The sequence below is a fragment of the Catelliglobosispora koreensis DSM 44566 genome (assembly GCF_000379685.1).
GTDB lineage: Bacteria > Actinomycetota > Actinomycetes > Mycobacteriales > Micromonosporaceae > Catelliglobosispora > Catelliglobosispora koreensis.
Map to the genome: position 1 here is coordinate 518478 of NZ_KB903249.1, position 18241 is coordinate 536718.

The 18241-nt window shown below is 65.7% G+C and carries 9 protein-coding genes; 2 read left to right on the plus strand and 7 right to left on the minus strand.

Annotation, left to right across the window (positions count from 1 at the left end):
• Window positions 1–9 precede the first annotated feature (9 nt).
• Window positions 10–2325 carry an immune inhibitor A domain-containing protein gene (locus tag A3E1_RS0102470; RefSeq protein WP_040390321.1) on the minus strand — a complete coding sequence of 772 codons (2316 nt, stop codon included), beginning with the start codon at window positions 2323–2325 and terminating at the stop codon, window positions 10–12.
• 115 nt (window positions 2326–2440) lie between these two features.
• Window positions 2441–3118 (minus strand): LysR substrate-binding domain-containing protein, encoded by a 678-nt coding sequence (locus A3E1_RS0102475; protein WP_020519170.1) that lies wholly within the window; start codon window positions 3116–3118, stop codon window positions 2441–2443.
• 22 nt (window positions 3119–3140) lie between these two features.
• Between A3E1_RS0102475 and A3E1_RS0102480 the strand changes: the two genes are divergently transcribed.
• On the plus strand, window positions 3141–3539 hold the full coding sequence (locus A3E1_RS0102480) for a DUF5997 family protein (RefSeq protein WP_026208015.1): 399 nt from the start codon (window positions 3141–3143) through the stop codon (window positions 3537–3539).
• Here A3E1_RS0102480 and A3E1_RS0102485 read toward each other — a convergent pair.
• From A3E1_RS0102485 to A3E1_RS38530, 4 genes are all read right to left on the minus strand, one after another.
• The gene (locus A3E1_RS0102485) at window positions 3513–5915 is read right to left on the minus strand and encodes a helix-turn-helix domain-containing protein (protein WP_020519172.1); all 2403 of its coding nucleotides are present in this window, start codon (window positions 5913–5915) and stop codon (window positions 3513–3515) included. The genes A3E1_RS0102480 and A3E1_RS0102485 overlap by 27 nt on opposite strands.
• 85 nt (window positions 5916–6000) lie before the next feature.
• Entirely contained in the window at window positions 6001–7743 is a 1743-nt protein-coding gene (locus tag A3E1_RS0102490; protein ID WP_051104831.1) for a trypsin-like serine protease, read from the minus strand.
• 184 nt (window positions 7744–7927) lie between these two features.
• The gene (locus A3E1_RS0102495) at window positions 7928–9193 is read right to left on the minus strand and encodes a chymotrypsin family serine protease (protein WP_157631265.1); all 1266 of its coding nucleotides are present in this window, start codon (window positions 9191–9193) and stop codon (window positions 7928–7930) included.
• A 316-nt stretch (window positions 9194–9509) separates the two neighbouring features.
• On the minus strand, window positions 9510–11225 hold the full coding sequence (locus A3E1_RS38530; RefSeq protein ID WP_157631266.1) for a S8 family serine peptidase: 1716 nt from the start codon (window positions 11223–11225) through the stop codon (window positions 9510–9512).
• Between the two features lie 173 nt (window positions 11226–11398).
• Here A3E1_RS38530 and A3E1_RS0102505 point away from each other — a divergent pair, with 173 nt between their 5' ends.
• On the plus strand, window positions 11399–12709 hold the full coding sequence (locus A3E1_RS0102505; protein ID WP_020519176.1) for a family 43 glycosylhydrolase: 1311 nt from the start codon (window positions 11399–11401) through the stop codon (window positions 12707–12709).
• Between the two features lie 48 nt (window positions 12710–12757).
• On the opposite strand, the gene A3E1_RS0102510 is transcribed toward A3E1_RS0102505, so the two are convergent.
• Window positions 12758–18205, minus strand: coding sequence for an ATP-binding protein (locus tag A3E1_RS0102510; RefSeq protein ID WP_020519177.1), 5448 nt, complete (start codon window positions 18203–18205; stop codon window positions 12758–12760).
• Window positions 18206–18241 lie beyond the last annotated feature (36 nt).

Consider the following 18241-nt stretch of genomic DNA (forward strand, 5'->3'; position numbering starts at 1 on the left):
CTGAACCGGTCAGCCAGCGGCTGAAGGGTTGACCACGCTTACGGTCAGGACGTTGCCCGACTGAGCCGTAACCGTTGCTGTCACACCGTGTCCCGCGAGGATGACACTGTTCTGCGGGTTAGCGGTGCTGTAGTAAGCCGTCGGGTTGCTGTCGCTAAACGACGCGATGCCCGCGTTTGCCGGAGCGCACGCGGCCAGGGTCTGGACGGTCTTGGACTGTCCTTTCCCGACAAGGATTTCCTTGTGCAGACACAACTCGGGCACGGGCTGCGTGCCGAAAGTCGCGTCAAACGGCTGACGGCGGTTGCTTGGCCTGGTGCCGTCGGAATAACTGAACGGCGCGGGACGCGCGTCGACAGGCAGGGCCTGACCCGAACCCGGGTGTTCCGAGACGTTGTTGTCTTCGGTGGTGTGATCGACGTACCAGACCAGCATGCCCGGGCGGAACGAGAAGAACTCGACCTTGTCGGGCGCGGAGATGTTGAAGCTGAACTGGTAGGGGCCGGTCCGCAGGGTGTCGTCGTAACCGGTGTACTGACGGTTCTCCAGCAGGTAGTACTGATCCGCCGTCGTGGAGACCGTGCCGGTGCTGCGTTCCCACTTGCCCGTTGGGGTCCACGTGCCGGGCGTCTCGACGTCGTCACTGAAAAGCGTGGTGCCGCCGGACTTGGCGACGATGTCATCAAGGAACGCGCCAGCCAGGTGCACACCACCATCGGACTGGTAACGGAAGCGGAACAGCGTCGCCGCTCCGTTGGCGTCGTAGGAGAAGCGCAGCGTGGTCCACTTCCCGTTGGACGATCCGGAGACGACCTGCCCGGCACTAATCCAGTTGCTGCCGCCGTCGGTCGAATACTCGCCGTAGAGGTAGTCATATCCGGCTTCGATGTCATACCAAGCGCTCGCGGTCACGGTGACCCGGGAAGCGGCTGGTATGGATCGGGTCAGCGATTCGTTCAGCTCGTCAGCGCTGCCAGTCCACCACGCGTACTGACCCGAGACCGGTGTCGTGTACGCCTTCGTCGTGGTCTTGTTCGGCAGGTTGACTTTGATCGCCTGCGCGTTGGCGGCATTGGCGTCCTGGGCCGGGTCGAGCAGCACGGTGCTGTTTTGGCCCAGGTTGACGTCGGTGTAGTCGAGCCAGCCGAGGAACAGCTTCTCCTCCGGGCCCATCAGGCCACCGACGGTGCCGATGCCTTCGTTCTCCTCGGCGCCGTGGCCAAGCCAAGAGCCCGAGCTCATCAGCGTCCAGAAGGCGGTGCCGTTTTCGCCGCCCGCGGTGTCGTAGTAGTCAGGCAGACCGAGGTCGTGGCCGAACTCGTGCGCGAAGACGCCAAGCCCGCCGTTTTCCGGCTCGGTCGTGTAGTCGCCCAGCCAGTAGTTGGAGTTACCGATGCGCGCGCCGCCGGACTTGTTCTCCTGGCCGCCCACGGTCGGGCCGGTCAGGCCAAAGTCAGTGGCATTGACGAACCAGCGGTGCGACCAGATGGCGTCCTCGCCCTGGGCGCCGCCACCGGCGTCCTCACCTTCACCGGCGTGCACGGCCTGGAAGTGATCGATGTAGCCGTCACCCTCGTCATAGTTGCCGTCGTGGTCGAAGTCGTACCGGTCCCAGACGTCAAACTGTGCCAGGTAGGCGTTGATCTGCTCAGGGCTCATCGTGCTCAGCGCGTCCTGGTACCAGGCGTTTCCACTGTCCTGAATGAACGCCCACGAGCCGCCGTTGTCCTCGATGGCGTTGTCGCCGTAGTAGGACGCGTTGTAGGGCACCTGAACCCAGTCACTAACAACGTTGGTCACCGAGTATTTGCCGGAGGAGAGCTGCTCGTAGTAGCTCTTCATCGACTCGCCGGGGCCGTTGAACAGGTTCTCGTAGTAGGCCGTGTTGAAGTCGGCGCTCCAGCCGGTCGAGTTGTCCACGGAACGGTTCGGCTGGGGGATCGCGTTGTGCGACGGGCCGGGGACCGTGCCGTACTTACCGAGACCTTCCGTTCCAAACTCGGCCAGAATGGTGAAAATCTTGTCGGTCTTCTCGAACTCGACCTCGACGACGTTGTTCGTCGAAGCGTCGACCGTGACGTTGCCTTTGGCATCTACTTGTGCCTCGCCACGCGCAACCATGGCGAGCGCGGCTTTGCGTTTGTCCGTCCACTGCTTGCTCAGAGGGCCCGGCCGGTTGTGTGGCCGGTGGTTCTCAGCCTTGACTTGGCCCTGATTAACGCTGTCCTGGCCGCCCGGTGTCGCGTCGGCGGGCCACTGCAAAGCAGTGATCACCAACGCTAGACCGGCCACGCCGGCGATAGCGGATATCGGGAGCTTTCTCATCGTTGATCCCTTCTGGGGACGAAGGTGAAGCGGTTTGGCCGCCTGTGGGGTTAGCGTGCTTCCAGCCCCAGATGTCACCGGTCACGAGAGGAATCAGTGGTAGAGCGCGGGAAGCTCAGCGCCCGCGGCGCCGCTGCGGGCCCTTGGCGGGCTTGGGCGCGCGGCGAGTTTTGGCTTCGGCGGGTGCGGCGGGGGTCTGGCCGCGCCCGCGACTGCTGTTGGCGGTCCGGCCCCGGACGATGCCAATCATTTCCTCGACGAGGTCGGTTTGCTGGTCCTGTATCCACACGAGCGCCACCGATGAGGCCGGGGCGTCAGTGACCACCTTGTAGGTGAGATCGCGCCGATGGTGAAGGCGCGCAAGGGATTGCGGGACGATGAGGACGCCAGCGCTAGCCGCGGCGAGTTCTGCGGCGGCGGATGTCGTGGCCGGACGGTGCTCCAGCACGGTGGCGGGCATTTCAGTCCACGTGAGCACATCGTCGAGCGGATGCAACATGGTCTCGCCGGCGAGCTCAGCCAACGTGAGCTCTTCAGCTTCAGCGAGCGCATGGTCACGCGGAAGGACGACGACCGTCGCTTCGGTGTAGAGGGAAATGGCGTGGAATGTGTCCATGTCGACCGGCAGCCGGATCAGGCCCGCATCGGCTTGGGAGGCCAGCAGCTCATCGGCGGCTTGAGCGTCCTCAGCCGCGACGAGACGCAGCTCCACGTCGGGTAGTCGCTCAGACCAGGTGCGGCTCCACTTGCTCACCGTGACGCCGGGGACAACGAGCAACCGGAAGACAGACACCCCATTAGGCTACGCTGACGGAGTGAGCAAGCCTAAGAAGACCCAGGTGATGAAGCCGTCAACCGCAGCGCTCAAGCTTGAGGTCTACTTGCCGGCCACGCCGCCGGAGTTCCAGGACAGCCTGATCTCGCGCGAAGAGCTAGACGAGTTGCAGCGCAACCCTCCGCCATGGCTCGTCGACTTGCGTAAGAACGGTCCGCATCCCCGGCACGTTGTGGCGGCCCGGCTTCGCGTGTCCAACAGCGGGCTCGCCCGCGGTGGCATCACCGAGCCGCTCACGACAGAACAGATCGCGGGCCTGAACGCTGACCCGCCGCCGTGGCTCATCCGCGAACGCGAGACGCATGCTGAGGTTTTGCGTGAGCAGCGCAGGATCGAGGAGCGGCGTGCGGACTTAGAGCGGGACTCCCGGCACGCCTAGCTCGTGCAGGATCGCGGCCTCGGCGTCACGATGCCTCGCGGCCGCGTGCGTGTCGGTCAGGTCGAGGATGGCGGCGATGCCTTGGTGGGCAAGGGCTTCCTCCCGCTTGTAGGTCATCGTTCGCGCCAGCTCCAGTGCTCTGCGGAAGCGGGCTAGCGCCTCGTCGCGCAGGCCGGCGATGCGGCACGTCTCGGCATAGCTGTTGCTGAAATCCATCTCCCACTGCTCTTCGGCCAGCTCTTCGAGGATGCTGAAGGCTTGCCGGTGAAAGTGCAACGCCTCGTCAAGCTTGCCCGCGTGGCGCAGCACGACCCCGAGCATGTTGCTGCACCAGGCGCGGTTGCGCAGGTGGCCGTCCTCCTCGGCGATGCCAAGTGCTTCGCGCAGCAAGGAATCTGCCGTCTCCGGAGACGACCGCGCTAGGGCGAGCCCGCGGGTCACCAGCGCGGTCACTCGAGGCGGCCATATTTTCTCGCCAGGCGGCGGTTCCAGCGCGGCATGAGCCAGCTCGGCGGCCTCGCTGAAGCGTCCTAATAGGAGCGACGCCCAGCCTTGATATGCCAGCGCATAGGCGATGCCCACCTGGTGACCGATAGCTGAATACTGTGCCGCGGCGAGACGGTACAGAGCCAGGGCGTTGTTGACGAACCCCCGGTCGTGTTGCAGGTAGCCGCGCCGCATGGCTAGCAACCCGGCCAGCTCAGGGTCGTCCACATCGGAGATCAGGGCAGCAGCGGCCGCGTATTCCGCCATGGCTTCGTCGGCACGCCCGGCGGTGTAGCGCGCGTATCCCAGATCGTCGCGCAACTCCGCCAGCCGCAACCGGTCGCCCAAACGTTCCGCCGCTTCCACCGCGAGTTCCAGCATGCGGTTCTCCTCGGCGGTGCCCGCGCGGCGGCGGAAGAAATACGGCCGCATCAGCATCGGCAGCTCGCTGACGAAGTCGTCGGCTCCGGTCTCGACGGCGTAGTCAAACGCGGCCACCAGATTGGCGTGCTCGAGGTCATACCAGGCGAGGGCCGCCTCACGCCCGTCAAAAGCCGGCACCGCAAGGGGAACGCGGCTGACGCGTCCGGTCCGCAGCACGTAGGGCATCGCGTCGTGCGCCGCCGCGGCACAGCTGAGGTAGTAGCCGAGCATCCGCTGGAGCGCGCTCGCCCGGCTGGCTTCGTGCTCCTCGGCTTGCGCCACGCGCCGGGCGTGCTCGCGCACGAGATCGTGCAACTTGTACCGTCCCGGTGCGGGCTCCTGCACCAGGTGCGCGTCGACCAAATCCTCCAAAATGGAGCGTGCCTTCGCCGGCGGGTTGTCTGCCAGCAGGGCCACGAGCTCGTGGCTGAAGCCAGCTCCCGGAAGCAGGCCCAACAGCCGGTAGACCCGTCGCTGCAACGGCTCCAGCTGTCGCAGCGACATGTCAAACGCGGTGTCTAACGATGAGGTGCCCTCGCCCAGCCGCTCGGCCAGAATCCCGACTGTCCAGCCAGGACGATGCCGCAGCCGTGCGGCGGCGACCCGGATCGCGAGTGGCAGCCCGCCACACAACCGCAGCACCTGCGACAGGGCCTGGGGATCGCGCTCACCGCGGTCGTCACCGGCCGCGCGCGAGAACAGTCGCGCCGCATCGGTTTCCGGCATCGCCTCCAGCGAAACGGGCGGGACGGCTTCCAGCTCCACGAGGCGGTTGCGGCTCGTTATCAGCACAGCGCTGGATCCGGCGCCGGGCAGCAAGAGGCGTGCTTGTTCGGCGCTGGCCACATTGTCGAGCACCACGATGGCTTGCCGTTGCGATAATTCGGCTCGTAATCGGGCCGAGAGCTCCTGAGTACCAGAGGGAATGTTGGAAATTTCTAAAGCGCTGAGCAAGAATTGCAATGCTGATCCGGGGTCGAGTGGTTCGCGCCCTGCCGAAAATCCAAACAGGTCAAGGTAGAACTGCCCGTCGGGAAAGTCCTCGGTGAGCAAATGTGCCGCGTGCACCGCGAGACAGGTCTTGCCCACGCCCGCCATGCCGTCGATGGCGACGGCTCGTGAACTCTTGACAAGCGACAGGACTTCCGCGAGTTCCTTTTCCCGCCCGGTGAAATCGCCGACGTCAAACGGAAGATGGTTACGTGCTTTCGTTTTCTGTTTCGCTGGTACCGGCTGAGCCCGTGAAGCCGCTTCCCAAAGCCGCCGCATCGGCCGTGGGTCACGCTTGACCAGACGGCAAAGCGCCACGACCGTGTCCCAAGGCGGCACCGTCTGGCCAGCGAAGTAACGCGATAGGGAAGAGCTGCTGATCCCTGTGTCGCGTTCGAGTGAGCGCAAACTGCGCCCGCTCAGGTCGCGGATGCGGCACAACAGCTGCGCGAATTCGGTGCGTGGCAAGTCGCTCATGCGGTCTCCCGGTCGTGTAAGCGTCCTGCCACCACCCATTAAAGCAGGGCCGATGCGTTCGCACCGGCCCTGTGATCGGTCGTGATTAGAGGTTGATGGTCCAGCTGTTGATGTAACCGGTGTCCGCGGAGGCGGCGTCCTGAACACGCAAGGTCCAGGTGCCGTTCTTCGGCTCGGACGACAGGTTCACCGTGTAGGTGGTGTTGATGTTGTCGGCGCTGCCGCCGGTCCGGTTGTGCAGGACGTAGGTGCTGCCGTCTGGCGCGACGAGGGTGACGATGAGGTCGCCGATGTAGGTGTGCACGATGGCGACCGGCACGGTCGCGGCCGACGAGCCGTTACCCGTGCAGCCAGCGATGGCGATGGTGCTGTTCACCGTGGTGTTGTCCGGGATGGTCACGTCGGTGTTGTTGGTGCCGGTGCACGACGGGGGAGCTGAGCCGGAGGCGTTCAGCGTCCACGTGTTGATGTAGCCCGTGTCGGCTGAGGCGGCGTCTTGCACCCGCAGCTTCCAGATCCCGTTAGCGACCTCTGACGACAGGTTGACCGTGTAGGTCTGCACGATGTTGTCAGCGCTGCCGCCCGTGCGGTTGTGCAGCACATAAGCGGTGCCATCAGGTGCCACCAAAGACACGATGAGGTCGCCGATGTACGTGTGGACGATGTTGACCGCCACGGTGCTGGCGCTGCCCGCGTTGCCGGCACAGCCAGCCACGGTGACAGAGCTTTCAACCGTTGCGTTGTCAGGGATGCTGACGTCGGTGCCGTTGGTTTGCGAGCAGCCGGGCACGGGTGCCGGGTCGACGGTCCAGGTGTAAGAAGTCGTGCCTGTCTTAACCGGACTCGAGCTGTCGCTCGCGGTCACGGTGACGGTGTAGGTCCCGGCGGTGGTGGGCGTGCCGGTGATCTGGCCGGTGGATGAGCCGAGCGACAGACCCGGGGGCAGGCCTGTGGCCGACCAGCTGTACGGTGCGGTGCCACCGCTAGCGGTGTGGCTAACGGCACTGATCGCTGTGCCGGCAGTGCTGTTTTGGTTGCCGGGGTTGGAAACGCTGATGCCGCCGGGCGGCACCTGACATCCGCCAAGAGTGGCCGCCGCGTTGCAGATCGCCGTCGCGAAGAAGCGGACCTCAGCGTAGACACCAGGGTTCTGTGGCCGGGCGCACCCGATGCCCCAAGACGTGATGCCAACCTGGATCCACTCGTTTTGCGCGTTGCGCTTGAACATCGGGCCACCGGAGTCGCCCTGGCAGGTGTCCACGCCGCCGCTCGTCCAGTTGCCGGCACAGATCATGTCGTCAAAGATCAGGCTGGAGTAGCTGCTGCCCGCGCTTTGGCATTGCGTGTCGGTGATGAACGGGACGTCGGCCTTAAGCAGGTAGCGCTGTTGCCCGCCGCCTTCGGAAGCCGCGCCCCACCCGGCGACGGTGAAGATGCCGTTGTGCAGCGAGGTGTCCGTGGCGAGGCGCAGCAGCGGCACTCCGTTGATCGGCTGGGACATCCGGATCAGGGCCCAGTCCTTGCCGCCGCCAACGCCGGTGAAGCCTGGCGCTTGGTACACGTAGTTGGATTGACGCGTGACGCGGTTGGGGTCCTGCAGGTCCACAGCGCCTTGAGTGATGGTGATGCCGGTGTTGTTGCCCGTTCCGCTGACACAGTGTGCGGCGGTCAGGATGAGTGTTGGGGTGTAGAGCGCACCGCCACAGCCCATTGATAGCCGGACCATCCACGGAAATTCGCCTTGCGCGGCCGGTGTTCCGCCCACGACCTGTGGCCAGACGGGGTCGGCTTGCGCGGGTGTGGCCGTCGCTACGGCCGACATGGTCATGGCTAATGCCGTGACGAGCACAGCACGCAGTGCTTGTCTCACATGTCCCTCCCTCGGTTAGCCCGGGGGTTACCGGGCGTGCGCCGAAGGTAAGCGAAACCAGTGATAGTTGGCAATATCGAAACATATAATTCTACACATCGGCCGGGAACAACATGATCGTGTCGTCCCCGGCCGATGGTGCCTAGAGCGTCGGCATCCATACCGCCGAGTTCCAGGCCCGGACCCCAGAAAGCTTGGTATACCAAGAGGTGCAATAGTCGGTTGCGGTCACTATGCCGAGCGCCCGCTGGTAACCGGGCCGCGTACTCATGCCCTGATAGACCGCGCCACCGGAATCGCCGCGGCGGACGGTGTCGCATCCGCCGTCATCTCGCGTGAACATCGCCAAGTGCCGCACATAAACACCCTCGATCCAGGCGTCGGCGGTGGCATCCACCACGTGCTGCCGGCAGATCTGGCCGGTGGTGCGCCCGCTGGTGCAGACGCCCGCGTTGACACTGGGCGTGGTCCAGCTGGCCGCGCCCACGGGAACGGCAGTGCACGAGCCGGTGACATTGGCGCAGTTGTAAACATAGGCCGCGTAGGTCGAGCCGCTCAGCAGCGCCCAGTCGCCATAGACATCTTGCGTCCCATCGGCCGGAGCACCAAACTGGCCACCCATTGTCGTGGTGGAACGGGTTCCGAAGTAGTAACTGACCGGCGGCAACGTCGTGGAGGTGAACGCCGTCGCCCAGGCGTCCGGGAACGATGTCGCTGCGGGCAGGCAGTGGCCCGCTGTGAGCATGTAATACACCCCGCGCAAGACGACCGGGAACGCCGTTGAGCAATAGGGACGGACGGCTGTGTGCCTATCGTTCCACATGCTGTACCCGGCGCCACCGAAGTGAGCAGCGGTGTCCCGGTTACGGTCTGCCTCAACGAACTGCGGCGCCGAAACCTGCCGGAACACGATCGCGTCCCCAAAGCGCTGCTTCAGGCTGGCGCGCGCTTTCCCAGACTCGCCAGTGGCGTAAACCGTGGTGACTCCTCGCGTCCCGTCGACGCCGACCCCGACGATGCCGTCACGGTGAGCACCGCCGCGAATGAGCGCGCCAATCTTCTCCTTGGTCCCCTGCAGCTGAGCGTAGCTGCGCACCGTGCGCTGAACCGTGACACCAACGCCGCTGCGAAGGCCGGCGATTCGGGAACTGACGTCGGCTCCGTGCGGAGCGGTGACCGTGATCGTGTTTGGACCGTCGATGCGTGCCCCGGTGAACTGATCCGGGTTCTGCTCGACCATGAGGGCGATCTTTTCGTACGCCTCTTGCGTTTCGTCGGAGCTTTGCGCGACAAGGGTTCCGAAGGGCTCAAACGCTGGAACGGCCGGTGCGGCCACGGCCGCCGTTGCGGTGCTGGTGAAGACGGCTGCCGCCGAGACGGCGATGACCATCGTTCTGGTAAATCGCATGAGGGAGTCTGGCCCGCTGCGCCGCGCGGGCAACAGCGACAACCTTTACAGTTGGCCTACACACTTGTCAGGCGCAGGGCGGCTACTCGCAGTCCAAGCTCGCCGATGATCCGCTAGCACGCCGCCTCGTGCTCTGCCGCGCCGGCATCGTCGAGCATGGTGAGCGCCCGGTGCGGCCGCGCGTGCACCCGGGCCACATCCAGCACCTCTGCGGTGCTCGCGAAGGAGAACGCCGAACGACAGGACCACCTGGGAACGCTAACGCCGGCCGAAGGTGACGATCCACCTTCGGCCGACGGTAGTTTCGCTGTGCTGATTAGACCGGCTTGGTTTCGGTGTCGGTGGCGCCGCCGTTATCGGTAACGGTCAGCGTCACGGTCCGGGTTCCCGTACCGGTGTAAATCTTCGTAGTGGTGGCGCCGGTGCCGGACGAGCCGTCACCGAAGTTCCACGCGTACGAGGCGATGGTGCCGTCCGGGTCGGACGAACCAGTGCCGTCGAAGGTGCAGAAGCGCCAGATGAACAGGTTCTGGCAGCTCGCGGTGAATGCGGCGACCGGGGGCAGGTTCGATGGAGGCTGTCCCACGGAAACGTTCTGCGAGGTGGAGCCGGTGGCACCGCCGTTGTCCGTCACTGTCAAGGTCACCGTGTAGGAGCCCGCGGCGGCGAACGTGTGCGAGACCGTGGCGCCGGTGCCGGTGGTGCCGTCACCGAAGTTCCACGCGTACGAGGCGATGGTGCCGTCCGGGTCGGATGAACCCGAACCGTTGAACGTGCACGACAGCGAGCCGGTGCCACAGTTGTGGGTGAAGCTCGCGACCGGCGGCTGGTTGCCGGGTGGGCCGTTGACGACATACAGCAACCGGTTCGGTGAGCCCGTTCCCGGGTTGGTCACCTTGTTCGGCGTGGAGTCGGCGACCATCCGGTCCCGCACCTGCTGGGCGGTCCAGCCCGGGTTGGCGCTGAGGATCAGCGCGGCGACGCCGGCGACGTGTGGTGACGCCATCGAAGTGCCGCTGATGGTGTTGGTGGCGGTGTCCGAGCTGAACCACGCGGACGTGATTCCGCTACCTGGCGCGAAGATGTCCAGGCAGGTGCCGAAGTTGGAGTAGGACGCGCGGGCGTCGTTACTCTCGGTCGCGCCAACGGTGATGGCCGCAGGGGTGCGGGCCGGGGTGAAGTTGCAGGCGTCGGCGTTGCTGTTGCCTGCGGCGAGCGCGTAGACCACGCCAGAGTTGATGGAGTTGGTCACCGCGGTCTCGAGTGCGGCGTTGGTGCCAGTTCCGCCGAGGCTCATGTTGGCAACGGCGGGCTTGACCGCGTTCGCGGTCACCCAGTCGACGCCCGCGACGATACCCGCGAACGAGCCGGAGCCCTGGCAGTTAAGCACGCGGACAGCGACGAGCGACGCGCCCTTGGCAACGCCATACGCTCCACCCGCGACGGTCCCGGCGACGTGCGTGCCGTGCCCGTGGCAGTCAGTGGCGTCGTTGTCGTTGTCAACGGTGTCGCGCCCGTGGCTTGCCCTGCCACCGAAGTCCTGATGCGTGATCCGGATACCGGTGTCGAGGATGTACGCCCGCACGCCGCTGCCCGTGTTCGGGTACGTGTACGAGTTGTTCAAGGGCAGATCACGCTGGTCGATGCGGTCCAGGCCCCATGAAGGTGTGGGGGTTTGGGTGCCCTGGATGGTGACCGTGTGGTTCTGCTCGACGAACTGCACCGCCGGGTCGGCGGCGAGCTGCTTAGCGGCGGCCTCGGGCAGGTTCACCGCGAAACCGCGCAGAGCGGTGGAGTAGGTGTGGGTGATCGAGCCGCCGTGCTTGCGCACGAGCCGCTGCGCGACACCACCAACATCCGCCTTGCTGACCGTGGCGTCCTTGAACACCACGATGTAGGAATCGGCGACCGCGGTCGCGCCGCCGGCGTGCAGGATCGTGCCCTCTGCAGCCTGTGCGGGCGCACCGACCATAGCTAACGCGAGCACGCTAGCTGAGACGATGCCGAGACCCAGCATTCTTGGATTTGCCATCTCCCCTCCTAAAACCAATCGACCATGATGGCGGTCGATGTTTGAGGACAGGCTATTGCGCCAGGGCTCAGGTGAACATATGCCGATGCATAATTTTCGCGACAGTGACTTGTGAATCCTCCGTGATTTGGCGAAATATTTCGATATAAGAGTGTGATGAGTTAGAATTCTTCATGCGAAGAGGTTTGGTTCTGGCGGTCCTGACACTGGCAGCCGCCTTCGCCGTCCCGGCTCCAGCACTCGCCGTCACGGTCGCGCCATCCATGCTCATCGGGAGCGACTTTCCCGACCCGGACATCTCCAAGTTCGGCAGCACCTACTACGCCTACTCCACCAACAACGGCAACGGAAACGTTCCCGTCGCCACCGCCAGCAGCATCACCGGCCCATGGACGCGCCGGCCCGATGCGCTGCCCGTGCTTGGAGCGTGGGCCAGCGGCGGCCTGACGTGGGCACCCGATGTGTCACAGCGTGCCGACGGAAAATACTTGCTGTACTACACGGCCAGGAGCCGCGCGGCCGGCCGTCAGTGCCTTGGCGCCGCCCTAGCGAACTCTCCCTTGGGGCCGTTCACCGCCGTTGGCACGCAACCGCTGGTGTGCGACGGTGGCGAAGGAGGTGACATCGATGCGGCTAGCTTTGTCGACACCACCGGCGTACGTTACTTGTTGTACAAAGATGACGGTAACGCCATCGGCCAGCCCACAAGCCTTTGGCTGCAACGGGTCGCCGCAGACGGGGTGACGCTGCAGGGTGCCCGCACCGAGCTGCTCCGAAGTGGACTGCCGGAAGAAGGCGGCATCATCGAAGCCCCGGTTCTGACGAAGACCGGCGGCCGGTATGTGCTGTTCTATTCACTCGGTGGGTACGGCGGCGACGCCTACCAAACCAGCTACGCCACCGCGACGTCACTGACCGGCCCGTATACCAAGGCGTACCGGTCGCTCATGACGACGGCCAGTTTGGACAATGCGGTCCGCGGGCCGGGCGGTGCGGATGTGATTCGCGAACCCTCCGGCGATCACGTCGTCTTTCACGGCTGGATCAACAACTATTCGGCCCGCGCGATGTATGTCGCGGCGCTCGGCTGGGCCGGTGAATACCCCGTCGTGCGGGGCAGCCGTGTCCGCTACGAAGCCGAGCGCGGGCAGCTCAACCGGTGCTCAGCGCGCTCATCCGCGACCGCTTCACAAGGCCAGGCGGTCGCTTACCTTGACTATGCAGATAGCTGGGTCACCGTAACGGTTTTCGCGCCCCTGTCCGGCAACTACACCGCGCACATCGCCTACGCGGCCGGCTATGGCGACGCTCAGCATCTGCTTTCCGTCAACGGGGGAGCGGGCGCAGTCGTGAACTACCCGAATAGCGGCTGGGAAAACTGGCGCCAAGTGTCCGTCGGCGTCACCCTCAACGCGGGATACAACACCTTGCGGCTCAGCCACTACAGCCGCTGGGCCGAACTCGACTATCTCGAAATCGCCTGAACACACGTCAGCGGCCGTCCGATGTGGACGGCCGCTGACATCTATCGCTTAGACGTCGCCGAGGCCCCGCTCGATCGCCGCGATGATCTGTGGGCGCAGTTCCGCCGAGCGGATGATGGCGTCCACGGACCCGACCTCCACCGCGCGCTGGATGCTGTGCACGCTGTCGAACTCGGCCGCGACCTCGCTGAGCTTTTCGGCCCGCACGGAGGAACGGATTTCCTGTAGCTGGGAGAGCAATGCCCCACGCTCGGGGCCGGTGGCCGCGGCCGCCTGGGCCTGCAGCTCGGACACTCGCGGATCCTTGGCCGTACGGGCATCCACGTCACCGGAGAACACCACCGCCGCGGCGGGTGCGCCGCCGAGCACCGAGGCGAACGAGCCCTCGATGGCGAGCACGGTCATGTTCGGGTTGAGTGCCTTGGAGAACACCACGAACGCGCCACCGTGGTACCGCGAGATCACGCAGAACACGATCGGGCCACGGAAGTTGACGATCGCCCGGCCGATCTCCGCGCCGTATTCCAGCTGAAGTTTGCGCATCGACTCCGGTGAGCCGTCGAATCCGGACAGGTTGGCCAGCACCACGAGGGGGCGGTTGCCACTGGCGGCGTTGATGGCCCGGGCGGCCTTCTTCGACGACTGTGGGAACAGGGTGCCCGCCGTGTAGGTGTCGGGACCATCGGTGGGCGGGAACCCGCGCCTTGGCACCGAACGTGATTCGATGCCGATCAGGCACACCGGGATGCCGCCAAGGTGCACATCCTGCACGACCGTTGTCTCGGCATCGGCCATGCCTGCCCACCGTTCCAGGATCACGTGGTCCTGATCGGACAGTGCCCGCATGAGCGTGCGGATATCGAACGGCTTCTTACGGTCGGGGTTGTGCTCCTTGGAGAAGATCTCCCCGACGGTGGTGAAGTCGCTGTCCGGCACGGAATGCGGGAAGCTGGAGATGTCACGGTCGGCCGGGTCGGTGGTGGCGGCACGGCGTGGTCTGCTCTCGCCAGGAGCGATGTAGGCGTGCTCGTGGTGCGCCATCAGCACCTCTTGGGCGGCCGTCAGATCGGGAGCCCAGTACTGCGCCTGACCGTTGGGGCCCATCACACGGTCGTAGCCACCGATGCCGAAGTTGTCCTCGGCAGACACTCCACCGGAGAAGTCCAGGGACTGCTTGCCGGTGAGCACCATCGCCGAATCCGGCGTCATCACCAGGATTCCCTTGGTGTGCATGAGCATTGTCGCTTCGGCGTTCCAGTAAGGCTGCGCGCCAACGGTAATGCCGGCGATCACGATGTTGATTTCGCCGCCGTCCTGAGTGAACTCCACGATCCGCTTGAGGGCCGCCGCGACCCAGTCCATGTTCTCGGTTCCCGACGTCATCGAGATCCGGGCACCGGCTGACAGCGCATACCAGTCCAGTGGCACCCGCATCCGCTCGGCCAGGTTCAGCGCGGCGATGATCCGGGCACACTCTGGTTCGGACAGTGCGCCCAGTGCCTTGGTGGGGTCACCGAGCAGCACGACGCGGGTGACGCCCTCAGGGTACTGAACCGTTGGGGTGCTGGCGATGCCGGCGACGATGCCGGCCTTGTTGCGTCCCCGGGGACGGTCGACGGGGACGAGTTCGCCCGTGTCGTCGAGGTCGTGTTCGGTGAACGTGCCGCCAGCTCCAGCCAGCAGGCCGGTCAGCTCATACGGGTACGTCGTGCCGCGCCGCCGTGCTGACAACACCTTCTGGCGGTAGTCGTCGATAGGCTCGATCGGGTCCGTTGTCGGCGAGGCGAGTGCTATCCGGGTACCAGCGTCGAAGGAAACCTCGACGGCGACGTCGGCGATCTCTCCCGTCGCGGCATTGCGCTGGCGGCCTAGGACGAGCACCGATTCCAGTCCCGCGCCCGCTGTGCGGGGAACCATGCGCTGGATGACGGTGTTGAGTTCCTGCACCGTTAGTTCGCTCGACGGCCAGACAAACAGCGTGATTCTGTTGGTGTCGAGCCGTTTCTTGGCCGGGCGCTGAGCCTGGACCCGGCGGATCGCGTCGAGGCAGCCGTCGAGCATGCCTTCCAGCGCTGGCAGGGCGATGACGCGGCCGTCGGCGTCGCGCAGTGGCGTGAGGTCACGGACCTGGCCCATCGCGGCGAGCCGCTCGTCGGCCGGGTTGCTTGGTGCGACACAACGGAAAAGGTAGACCTCTTCGTCGATCGACGGCAGCCGCGTCAGGTCGAATTCGCGTAGCCGCGGCAGTTGCAGGCGCTGGGCGATCTGCGGGTGCAGCCCGCGGATGACCCTGTCCTCGCCAAGGCCTGGGCGGAACGTGAAGTGGTGGTGCATCGCCATGCCGGTCGGCCCGGCGACCGAAACCGTTACCCGCGTTAGCGAATCGAGCAGACCCGCTTCGTCGATGGCGTCTTTGAGCGTGGCCGCCATCGCTTCGGTGTCGGGCTGGCCCGCCCATGTCAGGTAGATGTCGGCAACCGACGCGGCATCGGCCAGACCGGCCACTTTGGACAGTGCGGCGGGCAGCTCGGCGAAGTCGGTCGCTGTCGCGATGAGCTGGAACCGCTTGCCATGACGGTCATAGCGCGCGGTAAAGAACGGATGGCCTTCGATAGTGGTGCAGGACGCCTCATCGACCTGACTCGTGCCGTAGTAGCGGCGGCTAAGCACCTCAAGCATCGGGCAGTTATCCGCGCCGGGCCGGCCGATGCGCTGGCCGAGCAGACGCACCAGCGGCTCTGGCGAGGCGACCATGCTGTCGATGCGCTCACCGCGGTCGGCCGCGTCAGGGAACCGGTCGAGGTGACGCAAGTGCCCGCGGACCTCGTTGTAGACCTCGGCGCGCCTGCGGCGCAGCATCGGCTGGGCGGCCCAGCGGAAAACGATGCTGCGGGCGAGGTCGCTGATGACCGGGAAGCGAACCTGGGTCGCCGAAACGAGGTGTTCCAGTGTTTGGCCGACCAGTTCGCGCTGGCCGTCGCCGGGCATCGGATCGGTCAGCCATTGCTGCAGCAACGCCACGATCAATGGCGCGTCGGCCGAAGCCCTTTGCTGTGCAAGGAAAATCCGGAAAACCGCTTCTTCCAATCCGGGGGTACGGTCGAAGCTGTCGATGCCATAGTGAGCCAGCACGCGGGCGAGCCTCTGGCGGAACGCGTCGGGCAGGCCGGCCCGTTCTACGTCAAGGCTTTGCAGATACGTGTGGAGGTATTCGCGTGGGCTGTGCACCCGGGTGTCGGTGTTGGTCTCCTCGCCGACCGGCCGGTTGCGGCTGAGCTCGGAAAGGTCGGCAAACACTTGCAGCAGCCCGGCTTCGGCCTCGACCGGCCGGTAGTCCAGCTCGGCGCGCCCGGCGAGGTAGGCAGATAGCGCACGGCGCTCATCGCTGGGGTCCACGTCATAGCCGAGCAGGAGACTGCGCAGATCAGCGATGCTCGCGGTCACGCGTGCCTGCGGGGTCAGCCCGTCCTGCTCCGGCGGCAGCTCCAGGTCGATCGTCTCGGTGGCCGCCTCGGCCTCGCTGCCGTCGCCGAGTGGTTCCAGGCGCAGCAGTGGCGCGCCGGTTTCCACTTGGCTGCCAACGGATACGTGAATCTCACGCAGCTTCGCCCGGACCGGTGCCCGCAGCACGGTCTCCATCTTCATGCTCTCGAGCACGAGCACGGGAGCGCCGGCCTCAACTTCGTCGCCGGCGGCGACGGGGGTGGCGACGACCAGTGCCGGGGCGGGGGAGCGCAGGATGCCACCTTCATCGCGGCTGACGCGGTGCGTGACTCCGTCCACTTCGACCAAATGGATCGGGCCGTGGGTGTCGGTGACGAGCCGGAAGCGGCGGCCGTTGACGACCACCCGTCCCGTGTGCTCATCAAAGCGCTCCAGCTCAACGTCCACATTGGACGCACCGTCGATGCCGACGCGGAACCGGTGCGGCCCCACCTGTGCGACGGTCACCCGGTAAGCGGCGCCACGCAGTTTGAGGTCGATCGGCCGTCCGCTTTGGTGCTGTACTTGCGGCCTGCCGCCGTGAGCGGTGGTCAGCAGACGCTGCTGCTCGATGAGAGCCGAGTCCTCGTAGGCCTCAATGGCCGCCGCGGCAAGCGCGATGCCGGAGTGTTTGGTGTTGACCAGGCGGCCCTCGGCGCGCACCCGGTCAATCCAGCCGGTGTCGGCGCTGCCGTCGATGACCTCGGGCTGGTCTAGCAGGTCAAGCAGGAAGCTCTTGTTGGTGGCGCCGCCCTCGATGATGACCGTGGTTTGTGCGACAGCGCGGCGCAGCCGGCCCAGCGCCTCTTCACGCGTCCGTCCAAACGCGATGATCTTCGCGATCATCGAGTCGAAGTCGGCCGGGATCAGATCGCCTTCGCTGACACCGGTGTCGACCCGGACACCTGGCCCCGCTGGTAGCACCAGCCGCTCGATGCGTCCCGGTGAGGGCGCGAAGTCGCGGTCGGGGTCTTCGGCGTTGAGCCGCGCCTCGACCGCGTGCCCGACCTCGGGCGGGATCCGGTCGCCGAGCCGTTGTCCTGAGGCGACCTGGATTTGTGCCTTGACCAGGTCGAAGTCGGTCGTGACCTCGGTGATCGGGTGCTCGACCTGCAGCCGGGTGTTGACTTCGAGGAAGGCGAAGAGCTTGTCACCGGGGTGGTAGAGGAACTCGACCGTGCCGGCGCCCCGGTAACCCACCGCGAGCGCGAGCCGTTCGGCCGCCGCCTTGAGTTCGTCAGCCTGCTCAGGTGCGAGCACAGGTGAGGCCGACTCCTCGATGACCTTCTGATTGCGCCGCTGCACGGAGCAGTCTCGGACGCCGAGGGCCCACGCGGTGCCCTGGCCGTCGGCGATGACCTGAACCTCGACGTGCCGGGCGCCAGTGACCAGGCGCTCAAGGAAGACAACGCCGCTGCCGAAGGCGCGCTTGGCTTCCAGGCTGGTGCGTTCGTAGGCGTCGTCGAGGTCTTCGTCGTTGCGGACGACGCGAATGCCACGGCCACCGCCGCCAGCGGTGGCCTTGAGCATCAGTGGATAACCGATGTCAGCGGCCGCGCGCTTGGCCGCGTCCAGGCTGTCGACCGCGCCACGGCTCCAGGGCGCGACGGGCACGCCGACTTCTTCGGCGATCAGCTTTGAGCCGATCTTGTCGCCGAGTTGGCGCATCGCCTCGGCGCTCGGGCCGATGAAGGTGACGCCAATCCGCTCGCACAACTCGGCGAACGCCGGGTCCTCAGCGACGAATCCCCAGCCCACCCAGGCCGCGTCGGCCCGTGTCTCCACGAGCGCCCGCTCCAGCACACCGTGATCCAGGTAGGGCCGTGCCGAAGCGGGGCCCAGGTTGTAGGCGTCGTCGGCTTCGCGGACGAAGGTCGCCATGCGCTCGGCCTCGGTGTACAGCGCGATGGTCTCGATGGGCGGCGCGGTGGCCTCGGCGTTTATCTCGCGAACGGCGTGGATAAGCCGCATAGCGGCCTCACCACGATTGACGATGGCGATGCGTCTAAACACCCGAAACAGCCTTCCGACGAAACCGAACAGGACTCC

Coding starts and splice junctions, on each gene's coding strand:
- A3E1_RS0102470 (WP_040390321.1), bottom strand. CDS start 2,325: ATGAGAAAGCTCCCGATATCCGCTATCGCCGGCGTGGCCGGTCTAGCG.
- A3E1_RS0102485 (WP_020519172.1), bottom strand. CDS start 5,915: ATGAGCGACTTGCCACGCACCGAATTCGCGCAGCTGTTGTGCCGCATC.
- A3E1_RS0102490 (WP_051104831.1), bottom strand. CDS start 7,743: ATGACCATGTCGGCCGTAGCGACGGCCACACCCGCGCAAGCCGACCCC.
- A3E1_RS0102495 (WP_157631265.1), bottom strand. CDS start 9,193: ATGCGATTTACCAGAACGATGGTCATCGCCGTCTCGGCGGCAGCCGTC.
- A3E1_RS38530 (WP_157631266.1), bottom strand. CDS start 11,225: ATGGCAAATCCAAGAATGCTGGGTCTCGGCATCGTCTCAGCTAGCGTG.
- A3E1_RS0102505 (WP_020519176.1), top strand. CDS start 11,399: ATGCGAAGAGGTTTGGTTCTGGCGGTCCTGACACTGGCAGCCGCCTTC.